Below are 15,488 nucleotides of genomic sequence, written 5' to 3'. Positions count from 1 at the left end.
CATCATGTCCGACACCCCGCTCGCGGTACTCGACCTCGTACCGGTCTCCTCCGGGTCCACTGCTGCTCAGGCGCTGGGCAACAGCGTGGATCTGGCCCAGCAGGCCGAACGGTTCGGCTATGCCCGTTACTGGTTTGCCGAACACCACCTCAATCCCGGGGTGGCGGGCACATCCCCCGCGGTCGTACTCGCCCTGACAGCGGCCGCCACGTCGACCATCCGGCTCGGCGCCGGCGCGGTACAGCTCGGGCACCGCACCGCGCTGTCCACCGTCGAGGAGTTCGGTCTGCTCGACGCCGTGCACCCGGGCCGCTTCGATCTGGGCCTCGGCCGTTCCGCCGGCAGACCCCCGGCCGGCCGGGAGCCGGCTCCGGATGCCGCCTCCACCGTCGTCGACGGCAGGGCACCGAACGGGCTGAGAATCCCGGCCCCGTTCTCCTTCGAGCGTCTGCTGAGCTCTCCGCGCTTCGCCCTGCACAAGAACCTGCTCCAGCAGCCGAAGGCGGAAGCACCTCCCTACGAGGAGCAGATCGCCGACATCCTCGCCCTGCTGGCCGGTACCTACGCCACCGACGAAGGCGTCGAGGCCCACCTGGTCCCCGGCGAGGGCGCAGACGTTCAGGTCTGGATACTCGGCAGCAGCGCCGGGATCAGCGCGAGGACCGCAGGCGCCAACGGCCTCCGCTTCGCCGCGAACTACCACGTCACTCCGGCCACCGTGCTGGAGGCGGCCGAAGGCTACCGTGCCGCGTTCAAGCCATCGGCCGAGCTCGACCGCCCGTACGTCAGCGTCTCGGCCGATGTGGTCGTCGCCGATGACGAGGCCACTGCGCGCGAACTGGCCACCGGCTACGGCCTGTGGGTGCGCAGTATCCGCAGTGGCGAGGGCGCCATCCCCTTCCCCACCCCCGAGGAGGCCCGTGCTCACACCTGGACGGCGGAGGACCGGGCGCTGGTCGCGGACCGCACCGAAACCCAGTTCGTCGGTTCGGCGGGGCAGGTCGCCGATCAGCTGGAAACCCTGCGTGATGCCACCGGCGCCGACGAGCTGATCATCACCACCATCACCCACGATCATGCCGACCGGGTCCGCAGTTACCAGCTGCTGGCCGAGGAATGGAGGCGGCGATGACCGTTGTCACGGGCGTCGGGCGGGTACCGCGGGAGCGTGCGCACACCGCGCCGCTCCACGCCGGGTTCGAGGCCGATGCGCTGGACCCCGCCGAACTGCGCAGGGTTTTCGGAGCATTCCCGACCGGAGTCACCGCGATCGCTGCGCTGGTCGACGGCGCCCCGGCCGGTCTCGCAGCGAGTTCCTTCACCTCGGTATCCCTGAGTCCTCCGCTGGTCTCGGTATGCATCGCGCACGACTCGACCACCTGGCCCCTGCTCCGCGACCGCCCCCGGCTGGGAGTCAGCGTGCTGGGCGTCCACCAGGAAGACGCCGGCCGGCAGCTGGCCGCGCGCGGCGGTGACAGGTTCGCCGGGCTCGACTGGCGTGCCACCCCCGAGGGGGCGGTGCTGGTGGGTGGCGCGAGTGCCTGGTTCGACTGCGGCGTCGAGCAGCATGTCCTCGCCGGCGACCACGACATCGTCCTGCTGCGGATCCACGAACTGGACGCCGATCACTCGGTGGGACCCCGGATCTTCCACGCCGGCGGATTCCGCGGTCTCGAGCCGGCGCTCGCAGAACAGGCGCCGGGCGAACACCGCCCCGCCGGCACCACAGCGAACGACAAGGAGTCGACATGACCGTCCAGGAGACCGGTACGGACACCGGCAGGCACCTCGGCACAGACCTCGACAGGGCGCAGTTCGTGCAGCAGTGGGAGCAGTGGCACGACGAGCAGGAGCGGCATCTGACCGCCCCGCACGGATTCCTCGCCGTCACCAGCCTGCGGTGGCTGGACAGCGAGCCCGCCCGCTTCCCCGACGCCCCCGGCGCCTGGTCCAGCACCGATGAGGGCGTGGTGGTGCACCTGGACGAAGGCGAGGAACTGACCGTGGACGGCACTCCGGTGCACGGGCGCCACAGTTTCGGAATCCTTCCCGAGCGGGCCAGTGTGTCGGCGGTGACGGGCGACGCGGTGATCGAGGTCGCCAAGCGGGGCGGGCACGACATCGTGCGCCGCCGCCACCCGGACAGCAAGCTGCTGGCCGACCACACCCGAGCCCCGGCGTACGCCCCTGACCCGCGCTGGGCACTCCCGGGCCGCTATCTGCCGTTCGACGAGCCCCGCCCGGTGACGGTGGGTGCCGCTGTCGAAGGGCTCCAGCATGTGTACGACGCCCCGGGGCAGGTCGAGTTCGAACTGGGCGGACACACCCATGCGCTCACGGCGTTCGGCGGTCGGGACCCCGGCAGCCTGCTGGTGCTTTTCACCGACGCCACCTCCGGAGTGACGACCTACGCGGCCAACCGCTCCGTTTCGATCGCCGCACCCGACGCGCACGGAGGGGTGGTCATCGACTTCAACCGGGCGGTCAACCTGCCCTGCGCCTATACCGATCTGGCCACCTGCCCGCTGCCGCCGGCCGAGAACAGGCTGCCGGTCGCCGTCGAGGCCGGGGAGCGGATTCCGTACGAGAGGCTCGGCGGCGAGCAGGCCGCGAACAGCTGAGAGAGTGGGCGGCGCTGCGGGGGCCATGGTGCCCGCAGCCCCGGAGCCACGGCTGCCCCGTCCTCAGTGTGGAGGCAGGGCGGCCCGGACGGCTCACTCATTCGGTACGTAGTAAGGGGATCAGGATGCCGGTCTATGAATCGGTTGTGGACGCGATCGGCGGGACGCCCCTGTTCCGGCTTTCCCACCTGGGTGAGGGGATCGCCGCACCCATTTACGCGAAGGCGGAGTTCCTGAGTATCGGCGGGAGCGTCAAGGACCGCGCCGCGCTGTCCATGGTGGAGGCGGCCGAGCGCGAAGGGCTGCTGGGGCCGGGCGGCACGATCATCGAGGCGACATCGGGGAACACCGGCATCGGGCTGGCCATCCTGGGCCGGCAGCGCGGCTACCGCGTGGTCGTGGGGGTGTCCGACAGGTCCGCCAAGGAGAAGAGCGACATCCTCAAGGCCTACGGCGCCGAGGTCGTGCTGGCTCCGACGTCCCTCTCCAAGGAGCACCCCGACCACCTCTTCCATGTGGTGCGCCGGCTCGCCGAGGAGATTCCGGGAGCCTGGCTGGCGAATCAGTACGACAACCCGGCCAACCCCGACGCACATGTGCGCACCACGGGCCCGGAGATCTGGGAGCAGACCGAGGGCCGGGTCACGCACTTCATCGCGGGCGTGGGCACCGGCGGGACCATCAGTGGTACCGGCACCCACCTCAAACAGGTCTCCGGGGGGAAGGTCACCGTGGTCGGGGCCGACCCGGAGGCGTCGGTCTACAGCGGCGGGGACGGCAGCCCCTATTTCGTGGAGAGCATCGGCCACTTCGTCCATCCGGACACCCCCGAGGACATCTGGCCGGAGTCCTACCAGCGCGACGTGGTGGACCGCTTCGAGCGGATCCCGGACCGGGAGTCGCTGCTCACCGCCCGGCGGATGGCACGCGAGGAGGGGCTCCTGGTCGGCCCGTCGTCAGGGACGGCGGTGGCCGCGGCCCTGCGGGTCGCGCGTGAGCTGGGCCCGGACGACCTTGTCGTCGTTCTGCTCCCCGACTCGGGTCGTTCCTACCTCTCCAAGGCGCTGAGCGACGACTGGCTGAGGAACTGGGGCTTCCTGGAGGAGCCGCGCAGCCCTGACGACGACGAGCCGACCGTACGCTCCGTACTCGCCGGCACCGCGTCCCTGCCCGGCAGCCTGGTCACCGTCCCGGCCTCCGCCTCGCTCGGCGAGGCCCTGTCGATCCTGCGGGGCGGCGGCGCCACTGCCGCACCTGTTGTCGTCGTGCGCCCGGAACGCCCCTACGGGGTCAGTGCCACCGAGATCACCGGTTCCGTCACATCCGCATCTATCGAAGCCGCGCTCACCTCTGGGAAGGGCACGCCGGACGGTCCGGCACTCGACTGGTTCGGCGAAGCTCTGCCGACCGTCGGTGTGGGCCAGCCGCTGTCGGTCGCACTCGACGCGCTGGGCCCGGATGCACCGGCCGCGCTGGTGCTCGTTGACGGTCGGGCGGTCGCCTCGGTGCGCCGGGAGGAATTGCAGGCGGCCCATGAATCCTGCAGTCCGGCTCCCGCCGTTTCCCGCTGACACCGCGCCGAGCGATCACTGAGGACGGTCCGTCTCGCCGCGCGGACGGCGCAGACACAGCCGGCGCCGAACCGGGGGTGATCCCGGATCGGCGCCGGCTGCCCTCCGTCATCACGGCCGGCTGCCGACAGGCGACAGGGATGACCGCGGGTCCCGGATCACTTCGTTCGTCGGCCGGCTCTCATCCCTACCCCTGCGCAGAGCAGGCCGAGCAGGATGGTGAGGCCGCCGATGACCGCGTTGTTCCAGATGATCCCGCGGTCCGGATTGCTTCCCACGATCCACGGAGCGATGATCATCCACACGCCGATCACGCTCATGGCCCCGCCGAGCCCCATCATCCTCCCCGGGGCGATGGTGATGGCGAGAGCCATCAGGCCAATCGCGATTCCCATGATCAGATTGTGCGTTGCGAGCGCCGACTGATTGCCCGTGAAATGCAGTATCCAGGGTGACGCCGCGCAGTACAGCCCGACGAGGAACACCGGCGCCTCCACGGGCATCACCCGGCCCCCACCGAGCATCTGCGCGTACCTAGCCTGCATCTCCGGAACATCCGGGTGACTGCCGAGATCCCCAGTGGCGTGGGGGTGGCTGCCGAGATCTCCCCTGCTGTGCGAGACGTCGGCCATATGACTCGCCTCCTTCTCTTCGCAAGTCCAACCGCATTACGCGGCCTTTTCGTCATGCAATGACCAGTTTGCGCCTATTTTTATCTTTTGTGTAGGTCGGGCGGTGGCTCGATTTCCGTGTGCACCCGATGACGGTCCGTCGCTGTTCCGCGGAGGACGGGGTGGGGCACAGGGCGGGGCCGCTCACCGGTCCGCGCCATTGCGGGGCCGGACCCGGATCGGCGTTGCCCCGGCCGATGATTCTTCACGCCGGCCGGAGTCGGACCTCCCGTACGCACTCTCACAGAGGTGGACCGATGACCGATCTGAACGACACCCTGAAGACGCGTTCCGGCGATGGATCCGGGCCGGGAGCGGTGGGCCTGGTGGCTCGCGGTGACCAGCTCGAGGTACGGGCCGTCGGTTCGGCCGATGCCGACGGCACGACCCCGATGGCCAGGGATTCGATCTTCCGCGTCGCTTCGCTCACGAAGCCCGTCGTGGCCGCGGCGGTCATGATGCTGGTCGAGGACGGCCGGATCGCGCTCGACGACGCTGTCGAACGCTGGCTGCCCGAACTGGCCTCACCCGAGGTCGTCCGTACGCCGTCCGGCGCGGTCGGCGACGTGGTTCCCGCCGCCCGCCCCATCACCGTGCTCGATCTGCTCACCTCCCTTGCCGGATACGGCTTCTCGTCCGATTTCTCGCTGCCGGCGACGGGGCTGCTGTTCAGCGAACTGAAGCAGGGCCCGCCGCAGCCGCAGCACGTCCAGGAGCCGGACGCATGGATGGCGGCGCTGTCCCGGATTCCTTTGCTGCATCAGCCCGGTGACACCTGGCTGTACAACACCTGTTCCGACATCCAGGGCGTGCTGATCGCCAGGGTCTCGGGGCGTTCGCTTCCCGAGTTCCTGGCGGAGCGGCTGTTCGAGCCGCTGGGCATGACCGACACCGGATTCGACGTACCGGCAGGGAAACTCGACCGGTTCACCCACTACTACCGGACCGGCCCTGACAGCGGCCTCCAGCTCGTCGACGCGCCCGACGGACAGTGGAGCAGCGTGCCGGCCTTCCCGTCCGGCGCCGGCGGTCTGGTCTCGACCGTCGACGACTGGCACGCCTTCGCCCGGATGCTGCTCGCCGGCGGCACATCCGGCAACCGTCACCTGCTGTCGCCGGGCTCGGTGAAGCAGATGACCACCGACCACCTGACCCCGTCCCAGCGCCGGGCCGGCACGCTGTTCCTCGAGGGACAGGGCTGGGGATTCGGCGGCTCGGTCGACGTCGCGGAGACCAACCCCTGGAACGTGCCGGGGCGCTACGGATGGATCGGCGGAACGGGGACGGCGGCCCACATCATTCCCGCCACCGGAACGGCGACCATCCTGATGAGCCAGCTGGAACTGACCGGACCGACGCCGCCCGCGAGGATGCGCGACTTCTGGCGGTACGCCGCGGGTGCGTGAGGTGCATGCGAGCGGATTTCGGCGACCGTCGATGACGTGTCCATGCTTGTGCGGGTGGCGGCCTTCCTCTCGGTCACGTTGACCTGCCGGGCGCCGAAGCGTCACGGCGACCCCGACGGCGCCAGCGGTAGACGTCGCGCGCGGTTTCGGAACGCTGCCGGCTTCGCCGGTGGCGGTGGACGCCGGCCGGCGCGCCGACGAAGGCGCGCGGGGCACCGCGGCGGTCGCAGCAGCGGTCGGTCACCAGTCCGGACAGCGGCCCAACCAGTGGGGATCCCAACCCTCGGTGTATCCGGCACCGCTGGGCAGGCCGGTCGCCTCGGTCAGCAGATCACGGGCCAAGGTGTCCCGAACCCAGGCCAGTTCGTGACGGCTCACCAGGCCGAGCGCCCTTGTGACTGCCGCGCACGCAGGCCCGGATGCCGCCCTCGGCGGTGAAACAGGCAACCTGGGTACAGACTCCGGCGCGCAGCGTGCCGGCAGCCGGCAGGTCGCCCCGTGCGCCGCCCAGCGTCTCCCGAGCGCCATCCCGTGCATCAAGCCCGCGCAGCCGTGACTCGGTCCGTGCGGCGATGCGCCTTGCCTGGTGCTTGTTCATGTCGGTCACGTCGGTGTGCTCTCACTCGGGGCCCGGTGCTGCTGCTCCACGCCGGTGGGGGACACGAAGAGTGGTGTGACTCCAGCCGGCCGGAGCGTTCCGGTCTCCGTCCCTTTCACCGTCGCGGCCGGAAGCCGCGCACCTTTCTGTGTCCGGCCTCGCCCCAAGGAGTTCGGGTGCCGGGAGACCGGTCCGGTGTCCTGGCGGCCGTCGACCGCGGAATGCCCGGTTCGTACGTGCGGAAGTCCGCCTTCGAGTGCCGGCTTCCCGTCAGTCGGCCCCGGTTCGTTGGCCGTCGGGATGCCCTGACACACCGTGCCCACCCCGAAGGTGTACGTTCCGGCTCCGCATGGCATCGTTGGGCGCTCACGTGCCCGCGGCATGCCCGCGGTGGAAGCCCAGGGGGGTACCTGGATGAAGCTCTGCTTCCTCGTCGAGGAGCAGTACCGGCATGACGGTATGCCCCTCGACGTGGTCCGAAAGCTCACCGCGTGGGGTCATCGGGTCGACGTGGTGCGGCCGGGGGGCTCACTGCTGCGGATCTCGGAGACGGTGCGGGCAGGGACGCACGACGCCTGGGTGCTCAAGACCGTTTCCGGTGGGCCGGGGCTGACTCTGCTCGAGGCGGCGGCCGCCGTCGGTCTGACGACCGTGAACGATGTGCGGTCGATCCGCTCGGTGCGTGACAAGGCGCTCGCCGCGGTCATCGCCCGGCAGCACGGGCTGCCGGTCCCGGTGACCTACACGGCGCCGCGGGCCGCGTTGTTCGCCGACGTCCCGGGGGACATGTTCCCGCTGGTCGTGAAACCCGCCGAGGGAAGTGCGGGCCGTGGGGTGCGGCTGGTGGCGAGCCCGGAAAAGCTTGACGAAGTAGACGAGGAGCTGGCGGGCGAAGGGCGCCTGATCGCCCAGCCGTACGTGTCCAACCCGGGGTCCGACCTGAAGGTCTACTGCCTGGCGGGTGAACTGCACGCGACGGTACGCCGTTCACCGCTCCATCCTGACCAGCCGGTCGACGAGAGGAGTGTGCCGCTGCCCGCCGAAGTGGCTTCGGTCGCCGCTCAGGTCGGCGCGGTCTTCGGGCTCGACCTGTACGGCATCGATGTGGTGCTCGGCCCCGACGGCCCCGTGATCGTCGACATCAACGACTTCCCCAGCTTCCGTCGCGTGCCCGATTCGGTGTCCCGGGTGGCCGGCGCCATTCTCGATCTGGCGAAGGCGGGCAGCACCCCTCGCGCCGGCCTGGTGGTCCCGGCGCCCCGGCGTTCCGCGGCCACGGGCTCCGACGCGAGCGCGCTGATGTCCACGGCGGGCGGCACTGCCACATGAGGGTGACCGTGCTGACCGACAAGCCGGGCCACCCCCTGCTCGCCGCGACGGCGTCCGTACTGGTCGGGGCGGGGCACCAGGTGGAGTTCCTGGACCCCGGCGCCCCCGCTCCCGGCGCCCCTGCCGGTGGGGAGGACGACGGGGTTGCCGACGTCTACCTCCTCAAAGCGCACACTCCGGAGGCGCTGGCGCTGGCCCGCGGCCTCGAAGAGCGCGGAGCCCTGGTGGTGAACTCAGCAGGGGCGACCGAGTTGTGCCAGGACCGGAACCGGATCGCCATGACGGCCGAGGCGAACGGTCTGCCGATGCCCCGTACCAAGCTGCTGGACTCGTTGTCCGGGCTGCTGCCGGATTCGGGCGGGCCGTCCTTCGGCTACCCCTTCATGGTCAAGAGCCGTCACAGCCGGCGCGGCGACCTGGTGGCTCGGGTGGATCACCCCGCCGCCCTGCGCGAACTCGCCGTGGCCTGGCACGACGAGCCCGTGGTGGCACAGGAGTTCATCGCGAACAGCGGCTGGGACCACAAGGTGTGGGTGATTGCCGGGCAGGTGTTCGCCGGGGTGCGCCAGGCCCCGGTGGGGGCCCCACCGACCGGCGCGCTGTCCGCACCCGTGGTGCGCGAGCTCCCCGGCGAGTGGGCGGCTCTCGCCCTGCACGTCGGCGAGGTCTTCGGCCTGGACGTCTACGGTGTCGATCTGCTCGACCGGGAAGGCGATCCCGTCGTCGTCGACATCAACGCCTTCCCCGGCATCCGTGGTCCCGAGGGGGCACCCGAGGCTCTGGCAGCACTGATTCTGACGGTGCGTCAGCGCAGTGTGGCGTAGACGATGAGGTTGTTCACCGGGTGCCCTTGAGCGTCGAATGAGCCGTCGCAGGTGACGAGACGCAGGGCGCGGTCGTTCGTCCTGCCGTAGACCTTCTCGGTGGGGAACGCCTTCTTGCTGACGCTCTCGGTGCCGGTGACGGTGAAGTGGGCGTTCTTCCCCTGCTCGTTGCGGATCACGATGTCCGCGCCCCTGCCGATCTTCTTGAGGTCGTGGAAGACGGCACTGCCGAAGCGTGTGTCGTTGTGGCCGATGAGCACGGCGGCTCCACGCGCGCCGGGGGCCGGGCTGCCGGTGTACCAGCCGGCGGTCATGCCCTTGTCGGCAGGCGGGACTTCGACGGTGCCGTCCTTGTTCAGGCCCAGCCGCATCAGGGAACTGGATATGCCGATGGAGGGGATGGAGAGGGTTCGGGGAGCTGCGGGGTGGTCGGCGGCGGGACCGGCCGCCCGACCGGCTGCGGGGGAGGAGCCGGCCGGCGCGCCCGAACCGGCGGACGAAGCACCGGAGGAATGCACGGACTTGCCGGAGCCGGAGGTCTTGGCCGTACCGGACGAGCAGCCGGTGAGCGCGGCGAGGGCGAGGCAGCCGACGACCGGTAGTGCGGTGAATCGCCGCATCGGGTGGTGCGTACGGGACACGTGGGCTCCAGGGTGGCTTGCTTACGGACGCGGGGCGAGCAGAGAGCGAGCAGGCAGTGGCGCCACCCCGTCGCGCGGGGTGGCGCCACTGCCACAGGTGTGATCAGTTGCCGCGATGGGCGGCGGTGCGGCGCCGTACGACGACGGTGACCGCGCCCGCGAGGACGACAGCAGCGGCGGCGGACCCGGCGAGAGCCGTGGTGCCGCCGCTGTCCCCGGCCGGGCGCTCACCGGCGGCGACGCCGCCCCGAGGTGCGGGGGCCGGTGTGGCACCGGTCCGCACGGACGGGGCCGTCCTCGCAGGTGTGGGTCGCGCGGAGGGCTCGTCGCCGGCGGCCACGCCGCCCCGGGGGGTCGCAGCACGCGCGGTGGCCGGCGCGGGGGTCGGCGAGTCGCTGTCAGCCCTGGACGGCGCTGCCACCCGGCTCTTTCCGGGCGTGGACACGGGCTTGGGGGTGTCGGAGGCGAACGCCGCGCCGACCGGGGCGAGTACCGCGCCGGTCGCGACGGCGGCGAGCACAGCGGTACGCAGGGAAACACGGTGGGACATAGATGACTCCAGTTCCAGCTCGGCCTGGGTGATGCCTGGGTGCTCGTACGCACCAGGCGCCGGGCATGCCGGAAGACTGGCAATCAGTTATGAAGAAGCTGTCAGAACGCTGTGGTCATCGCATCAGCGCGTTGCTTCCGTCCCCGTGGTGCCGGTGCCGCTCGTCGCCGTAGGACCGGCCGGCAGCCGGAGCGTGAAGACCGAGCCCTTCCCCTCGGTGCTCACCGCGCTCGCCGTGCCCCCGTGTGCCTCGGCGAGTTTGCGGACGATCGCCAGACCGAGACCGCTGCCGCCGGTGCGGCGGTTGCGGGACTTCTCGGCACGCCAGAAGCGGTCGAAGACATGAGGGAGGTCCCCGGCCGGAATACCCGTCCCGGTGTCGGCGACCTCGATCACCACCTCGTCACCGGTGCCGTGGGCGCGCAGCGCCACGAGCCCGCCCTCAGGGGTGTGGCGTACCGCGTTGGAGACCAGGTTGCCGACCGCCTGCCGCAGTCGTACCGGGTCGGCGGCCGCTATCGGAACGGGTGCGCCGGGCTCCGCCGCGGTGACCGTCAGCGTGACACCTGCTGTCTCAGCCCTGGCCTGGTGGGCCGAAGCGACCTGTCCGAGCAGGTCCCCGATCCGTACCGGTTGCGGATGCAGGCGCAGCGCGCCCGCGTCGGCCGCTGCCAGGTCCTGGAGGTCGTCGATGATGTGCTGCAGTTGCACGGCCTCCTCCAGCAGTGAGGAGACGAAGGCCGGATCCGGATCCGCGAGACCGTCCTGCGCCGCCTCGAGCCAGCCGCGGATATTGCTCAGCGGGGTACGCAGCTCATGGGCGACGTCGCTGACCATCGCCTTGCGCTGCTCCTCCAGCCGGGCCCGGTGCGCGGACATGTCGTTGAAGGTGGTCGCCAGCCGGCCGATCTCGTCGTCCGCTGTGACCCGCACAGGTGTCGAGTCCTCGCCGTCGCGCATCCGTTGAGCGGCCCCGGTGAGCGCCTGCAGCGGTCGTACCAGCCTGGCGCCGGCCAGGATCGACGCGCCGACCGTGAGAGCCAGGACGAGAGCGGCCACCCCCGCGATACGGGCCGTGTTCGCCGGAGACAGATTGAACCCGGGAACGGTGGTGTCGCCCGCGTCGCCGATGAACAGCAGCGCGGGCGAGGCGACATACGAGCTGAGCTGTTCGCGGCGTGCGGTGCCTACACAGGACGCGGCGGCCCTGTCCGCCTCGCTGCTTCGGGCTGTTGCGGCGGGAGCCGGCGCGTAGGTGGGCACGGGGACGGGCGTCGCGACGCCCGTCGGTTGGTCGATGCCCCGGACCGGCTTCTGCTCAGCGGCGGAGCCCCACGACAGGTTCAGGTCCAGCTGGACACCCGGGCGGCCCTGGCGGTCCAGGCAGGCGTCGACCAGATGATTGAGCGAGGTGAGCGCCTTCTTCTCGGTGCGGGTGGGCCGGTCCAGGGCGTCGGTGCTGCACCGGGTGCCCTGGATGCGCTGCGGATCGTTGCCCGCCACCTGGATTCGGGGCCGTCCGCTCGGTGCCAGGACCACGTCGGACGCGATGCCGTAACCACTGAGGCAGGACACACTCCGGTCCGCCGCATGGCGCAGAGTGGTGCGTTCCGCCGTGGGCAGCCTGAACGGTCCGACCGCCCTCGGATCGACCCGGTCGGCGGCGGCGCCGGTGTCGGCGGCCCCCGACGACAGAGCGGAGTCCACCGAGAGGGGGTCGACGACCGCCGATGGCTGGGGCGGCAGCGCGGGCGGGGACGCGTGGGTGTCGGAGTCGGCGACCGGCAGTCCGCCCTGGGTGGTCAGCGCGATCCTGCGGCCGGACCGGTGCGCCAGCGCGCGCACGGTCCCACCGACACCGTCCCAGCGGGGGTGGCCGGCCGCGTAACCGAGCAGGGTGTTGTAGATCCGCGTGTCCGCGGTGAGGTTCTGACCCTGTTCCTGCTTGATGGCACCGGAAGTGGTCTGTACTGCGAGCCAGGCGGTTGCCGCCACGGAACAGGCCGCCACCAGCGCGGAAACGGCAAGGAGCCGCCCGAAAAGGCTCTTGTGGAGCGGTACCCGTGCGCCGCTCGTGGAGCGTCCTCTACCGCGATGCAAGCCGGGCACCCCCGGACGGGTCGGTCAGTTTGTAGCCGACGCCGAAGACGGTGAGCAGCCGGGTGGGCCGCCTCGGCGCCGCCTCGATCTTCTTGCGCAGATTCATGATGTGCACGTCGACCGTGCGGTTGCCTATGTACCGGTCGAAGCCGTGCAGTTCCTCGAGGAGCTGCTGCCGGGTGAAGACCCGGTCCGGTTCGGCGGCCATCGCGGCCAGCAGCCGGAACTCACCCGGGGTGCAGTCCACTTGCACGCCGCCGACCGACACCAGATGCCGCTGCGGATCGATCGCCAGCGCACCCACCGACAGGACGGCGGCCGTCGCCGGACTCGGCTCCACCGGGGGCCGCTGGGCGCGACGCAGCAGCGTACGCACCCGGGCCATCAACTCCCGCGGGCTGTAAGGCTTCGTCATGTAGTCGTCGGCCCCGAGGTCGAGACCGAGCAGCAGATCGTCCTCGGTGGAGCGGGCCGTCAGCATCAGCACCGGAAGTTCCCTGGACTCGGGCCGGGGTTCGGCACGCAGTACCCGGATCACGTCCAGGCCGTCCGCCCGCGGCATCATCACATCCAGGACCAGGAGGTCGGGTGACCGGTGCCGTACCGCTTCGAGCGCGGCAAGCCCGTCGCCGACGACCGTGACCGTGTGACCTTCGCGTTCAAGGTAGCGGCGTACCAGTTCGGCCTGCTTCTCGTCGTCCTCGGCGACGACCACATCTGCGCACACCCGGCCGATCGTAGATGAGCCGGCCCTACGGCCCCTTACCGCAGGGGTCGTACGGCCCGTAGCAGCTCCTGGACGCGGGCCCCGCCAGCCGGCCGGTCGGCTTCGGGCATGGCTCAGGGGCGAACACGCTGTTGCCCGGCGCGGCAGCACCGCCGACGGGGCAGGGCCGCGTGCCGCGGAGTCTTCGTCCGACGTGCGCCCCGGCACTGTGCGGCGCGAGGTGCGCGGCAGCCCTTCACGGCCCGACTTCGGCGAGCCGGCGGGTCAGGTAGTCGCGTTCGGCATCGCTGGTGGCCAGTTCGGCCGCCTGCCGGTAGGCCTGCGCCGCCTCGTCCCGCCGGTCCAGACGGCGCAGCAGGTCGGCACGGACCGCCGCGACCAGGTGGTAGCCGGCGAGCGTCCCCTTCGCGGACAGATCGTCGACGAGCGCGAGGCCGGCGGCAGGGCCTTCCGCCATCGCGACAGCCACCGCCCGGTTCAGCATGACGACCGGGGACGGCATCACCTCGGCGAGCCTGCGGTAGAGGTGCGCGATCGCGGCCCAGTCGGTCTCGGCCTCCGAACCGGCGGTTGCGTGGTACGCGGCAATGACGGCCTGCAACTGGTAGGGCCCCACGTCTGCGTGGTCGAGTGCGGACTCCAGCAAGACGACCCCTTCGTCGACTTCGCCGCGGTGCCAGCGCGACCGGTCCTGATCGGCCAGGGCGACGAGCCGGCCGGTGCCGTCCTCTCGGGCGTCGCGGCGGGCATGGTGCAGCAGCATCAGCGCGTGCAGCCCCAGCACTTCGGGCTGCGCAGGCATGAGCATGCCCAGCAGCCGCGCCAGCCGGATCGCCTCGGCACAGAGGTCGGGGCGCAGCGGGTCCGGGCCGCCTGCTGCTGTGTAGCCCTCGTTGAACAGCAGATACAGCACCGCAAGGACCCCCGGCAGCCGCTGCGGCAACAGCTCTGCGGGCGGGACCCGGTAGGGGATGCCCGCGTTCCTGATCTTGCCCTTCGCACGGACCAGCCGCTTGGCCATGGTGGGTTCGGAGACCAGACAGGCCCGTGCGATCTCGGCGGTGGTCAGGCCGGCGAGCGTCCGCAGGGTCAGTGCCACCCGTGCTTCGAGCGGGAGTGCCGGGTGACAGCACGTGAAGATGAGCCGGAGGCGGTCGTCGCCGATGCCGCTCGGATCGGCGGGCACGCCGGCCGGGCCGGCCCTCATGCCGTCCATGGCCAACTCCCGCAGTTTGACGGACTCGACGCTGCGCCGCCGCAGCCGGTCGAGTGCCCGGTTACGTGCGGTGGTGACGATCCACGCACCCGGCCGCGCCGGAATGCCGTCGCCCGGCCACCGTGCCAGGGCCTGTGCGAACGCGTCCTGCGCACACTCCTCCGCCAGGTCCCAGTCACCGGTGGTACGGATCAAGGTCGCCACCACACGTCCCCACTCCGCGCGGAAGGCCGTCTCGACCGCCTCCTCGACGCTCATCCCCGGAACGGCCGGATCTCGATCACCCCGCCCAGGGCCACCGGATGCCGGGCCGCGATGGCGATGGCCCCGTCCAGATCCGCGCACTCGATGATGTCGTAGCCGGCGATGACCTCTTTCGTCTCGGCGAACGGCCCGTCGCCGAGCAGCACCTCGCCGCCGCGTACCCGCACGGTCGTGGCATCGTGATACGGGCGCAGTTCGTCGCCGTCCAGCCGGACGCCGGCCGCGTCGAGTTCGTCGGCCCACGGCATCGGCGCGTCCTGGTCGACCCGCTCCCGCGCGTCGCGCTCGACGAGGGCGCGGTCCACACAGACGAACAGCATGAACTTCATCGCTCGGTACCTCCGGTCATGGCCCGCAGGGTCATCGTCATGTTGCGGCGCAGCTGCGCCAGCCGCCCCGTGAGCACATCCTTGTCCGGGTTGTCGGCAGCACTCTCGCGCAAGCCGGTCAACCCGGGCCCATGGGTAAACGTATGCCTCACCCGGGTGTCTTCGCCTGCCGCTCGCAGCTCGTACCGCCAGACCGATCCGGGACGGTCGACGGCACCCGTGTCGTCGAGCACCACCCAGGCGAAGACGTAGGGACGTTCCGCCTCGGTCACCACGCACTCCACCGTCGCGGCGAACCCGTCGGCGTATTCGTTGCGCGCTGTGAAACGGTCTCCCGCGCGCGGTGTGCCACCCGCCCGTTCCGTCCATGCCGCCCGGACGCACTCCGGGCTCCATTCCCCGATCCGGGTCACATCGCTGATCAGATCCCAGGCCCGCGCCGGGGACAGGCCGACGGTCAGTTCCACCTCGGTCCCGGCGCCTGCGACGAGGTCGTCCATGGTCATCTCCGTTCGTAGTCGTGTCCACACTGCCCCTACGACGAACGGCAGGCCACGGGATGGACACCTGCCGTCGCACGGATCAGCCAGAAGGCTCCGGACACCTGCAAGGACGACCGCTTTACGCTGGGCTCAGACGAA

The 15,488-nt window shown here is 70.9% G+C and carries 15 protein-coding genes; 7 read left to right on the top strand and 8 right to left on the bottom strand.

Annotation, left to right across the window (positions count from 1 at the left end; translation table 11 throughout):
- Positions 1-4: 4 nt before the first annotated feature.
- The 4 genes from OHS16_RS04260 (at position 5) to OHS16_RS04245 (ending at position 4,192) form a co-directional block, all read left to right on the top strand.
- Entirely contained in the window at positions 5-1,132 is a 1,128-nt protein-coding gene (locus OHS16_RS04260; RefSeq protein ID WP_328535803.1) for an LLM class flavin-dependent oxidoreductase, read from the top strand.
- Positions 1,129-1,752, top strand: coding sequence for a flavin reductase family protein (locus OHS16_RS04255; RefSeq protein ID WP_328535802.1), 624 nt, complete (start codon positions 1,129-1,131; stop codon positions 1,750-1,752). Before OHS16_RS04260 ends, OHS16_RS04255 begins: the two co-directional genes overlap by 4 nt.
- Complete coding sequence (locus OHS16_RS04250; RefSeq protein WP_328535801.1) at positions 1,749-2,621, top strand: DUF1684 domain-containing protein; 873 nt, start codon at positions 1,749-1,751, stop codon at positions 2,619-2,621. The genes OHS16_RS04255 and OHS16_RS04250 overlap by 4 nt, the downstream gene beginning before the upstream one ends.
- Positions 2,622-2,746: 125 nt before the next feature.
- Positions 2,747-4,192 carry a pyridoxal-phosphate dependent enzyme gene (locus tag OHS16_RS04245; protein WP_328535800.1) on the top strand — a complete coding sequence of 482 codons (1,446 nt, stop codon included), beginning with the start codon at positions 2,747-2,749 and terminating at the stop codon, positions 4,190-4,192.
- Between the two features lie 158 nt (positions 4,193-4,350).
- On the opposite strand, the gene OHS16_RS04240 is transcribed toward OHS16_RS04245, so the two are convergent.
- Positions 4,351-4,824: an SPW repeat protein gene (locus tag OHS16_RS04240; RefSeq protein ID WP_328535799.1), complete on the bottom strand. Its 474-nt coding sequence runs from the start codon at positions 4,822-4,824 to the stop codon at positions 4,351-4,353.
- Positions 4,825-5,120: 296 nt separating this feature from the next.
- Here OHS16_RS04240 and OHS16_RS04235 point away from each other — a divergent pair, with 296 nt between their 5' ends.
- The 3 genes from OHS16_RS04235 (at position 5,121) to OHS16_RS04225 (ending at position 9,020) form a co-directional block, all read left to right on the top strand.
- Positions 5,121-6,269 carry a serine hydrolase domain-containing protein gene (locus OHS16_RS04235; protein ID WP_328535798.1) on the top strand — a complete coding sequence of 383 codons (1,149 nt, stop codon included), beginning with the start codon at positions 5,121-5,123 and terminating at the stop codon, positions 6,267-6,269.
- A gap of 1,012 nt (positions 6,270-7,281) precedes the next feature.
- The gene (locus tag OHS16_RS04230) at positions 7,282-8,196 is read left to right on the top strand and encodes an ATP-grasp domain-containing protein (protein ID WP_328535797.1); all 915 of its coding nucleotides are present in this window, start codon (positions 7,282-7,284) and stop codon (positions 8,194-8,196) included.
- A gap of 8 nt (positions 8,197-8,204) precedes the next feature.
- Positions 8,205-9,020: an ATP-grasp domain-containing protein gene (locus OHS16_RS04225; protein WP_328535796.1), complete on the top strand. Its 816-nt coding sequence runs from the start codon at positions 8,205-8,207 to the stop codon at positions 9,018-9,020.
- Here the strand turns inward: OHS16_RS04225 and OHS16_RS04220 are convergent.
- The 7 genes from OHS16_RS04220 to OHS16_RS04190 form a co-directional block, all read right to left on the bottom strand.
- Positions 9,002-9,640: a class F sortase gene (locus OHS16_RS04220; RefSeq protein ID WP_328535795.1), complete on the bottom strand. Its 639-nt coding sequence runs from the start codon at positions 9,638-9,640 to the stop codon at positions 9,002-9,004. The genes OHS16_RS04225 and OHS16_RS04220 overlap by 19 nt on opposite strands.
- 124 nt (positions 9,641-9,764) lie before the next feature.
- The gene (locus tag OHS16_RS04215) at positions 9,765-10,211 is read right to left on the bottom strand and encodes a hypothetical protein (RefSeq protein WP_328535794.1); all 447 of its coding nucleotides are present in this window, start codon (positions 10,209-10,211) and stop codon (positions 9,765-9,767) included.
- 123 nt (positions 10,212-10,334) lie between these two features.
- A complete protein-coding gene (locus OHS16_RS04210; RefSeq protein ID WP_328535793.1) occupies positions 10,335-12,311 on the bottom strand; it encodes a sensor histidine kinase in 1,977 nt (658 codons plus the stop codon).
- Positions 12,298-13,038, bottom strand: a complete 741-nt coding sequence (locus OHS16_RS04205) for a response regulator transcription factor (protein ID WP_328535792.1) — start codon at positions 13,036-13,038, stop codon at positions 12,298-12,300. Before OHS16_RS04205 ends, OHS16_RS04210 begins: the two co-directional genes overlap by 14 nt.
- A gap of 235 nt (positions 13,039-13,273) precedes the next feature.
- Positions 13,274-14,512, bottom strand: coding sequence for an RNA polymerase sigma factor (locus OHS16_RS04200; protein WP_328535791.1), 1,239 nt, complete (start codon positions 14,510-14,512; stop codon positions 13,274-13,276).
- Complete coding sequence (locus OHS16_RS04195; protein WP_328535790.1) at positions 14,509-14,847, bottom strand: YciI family protein; 339 nt, start codon at positions 14,845-14,847, stop codon at positions 14,509-14,511. The genes OHS16_RS04200 and OHS16_RS04195 overlap by 4 nt, the downstream gene beginning before the upstream one ends.
- Positions 14,844-15,347 (bottom strand): SRPBCC family protein, encoded by a 504-nt coding sequence (locus OHS16_RS04190; RefSeq protein ID WP_328535789.1) that lies wholly within the window; start codon positions 15,345-15,347, stop codon positions 14,844-14,846. The genes OHS16_RS04195 and OHS16_RS04190 overlap by 4 nt, the downstream gene beginning before the upstream one ends.
- Positions 15,348-15,488 lie beyond the last annotated feature (141 nt).

The sequence above is a fragment of the Streptomyces sp. NBC_00344 genome (assembly GCF_036088315.1).
Classification (GTDB): Bacteria; Actinomycetota; Actinomycetes; order Streptomycetales; family Streptomycetaceae; genus Streptomyces.
The sequence above is the reverse complement of the archived record's forward strand: the minus strand, read 5'-3'. Positions and strand labels throughout refer to the sequence as shown.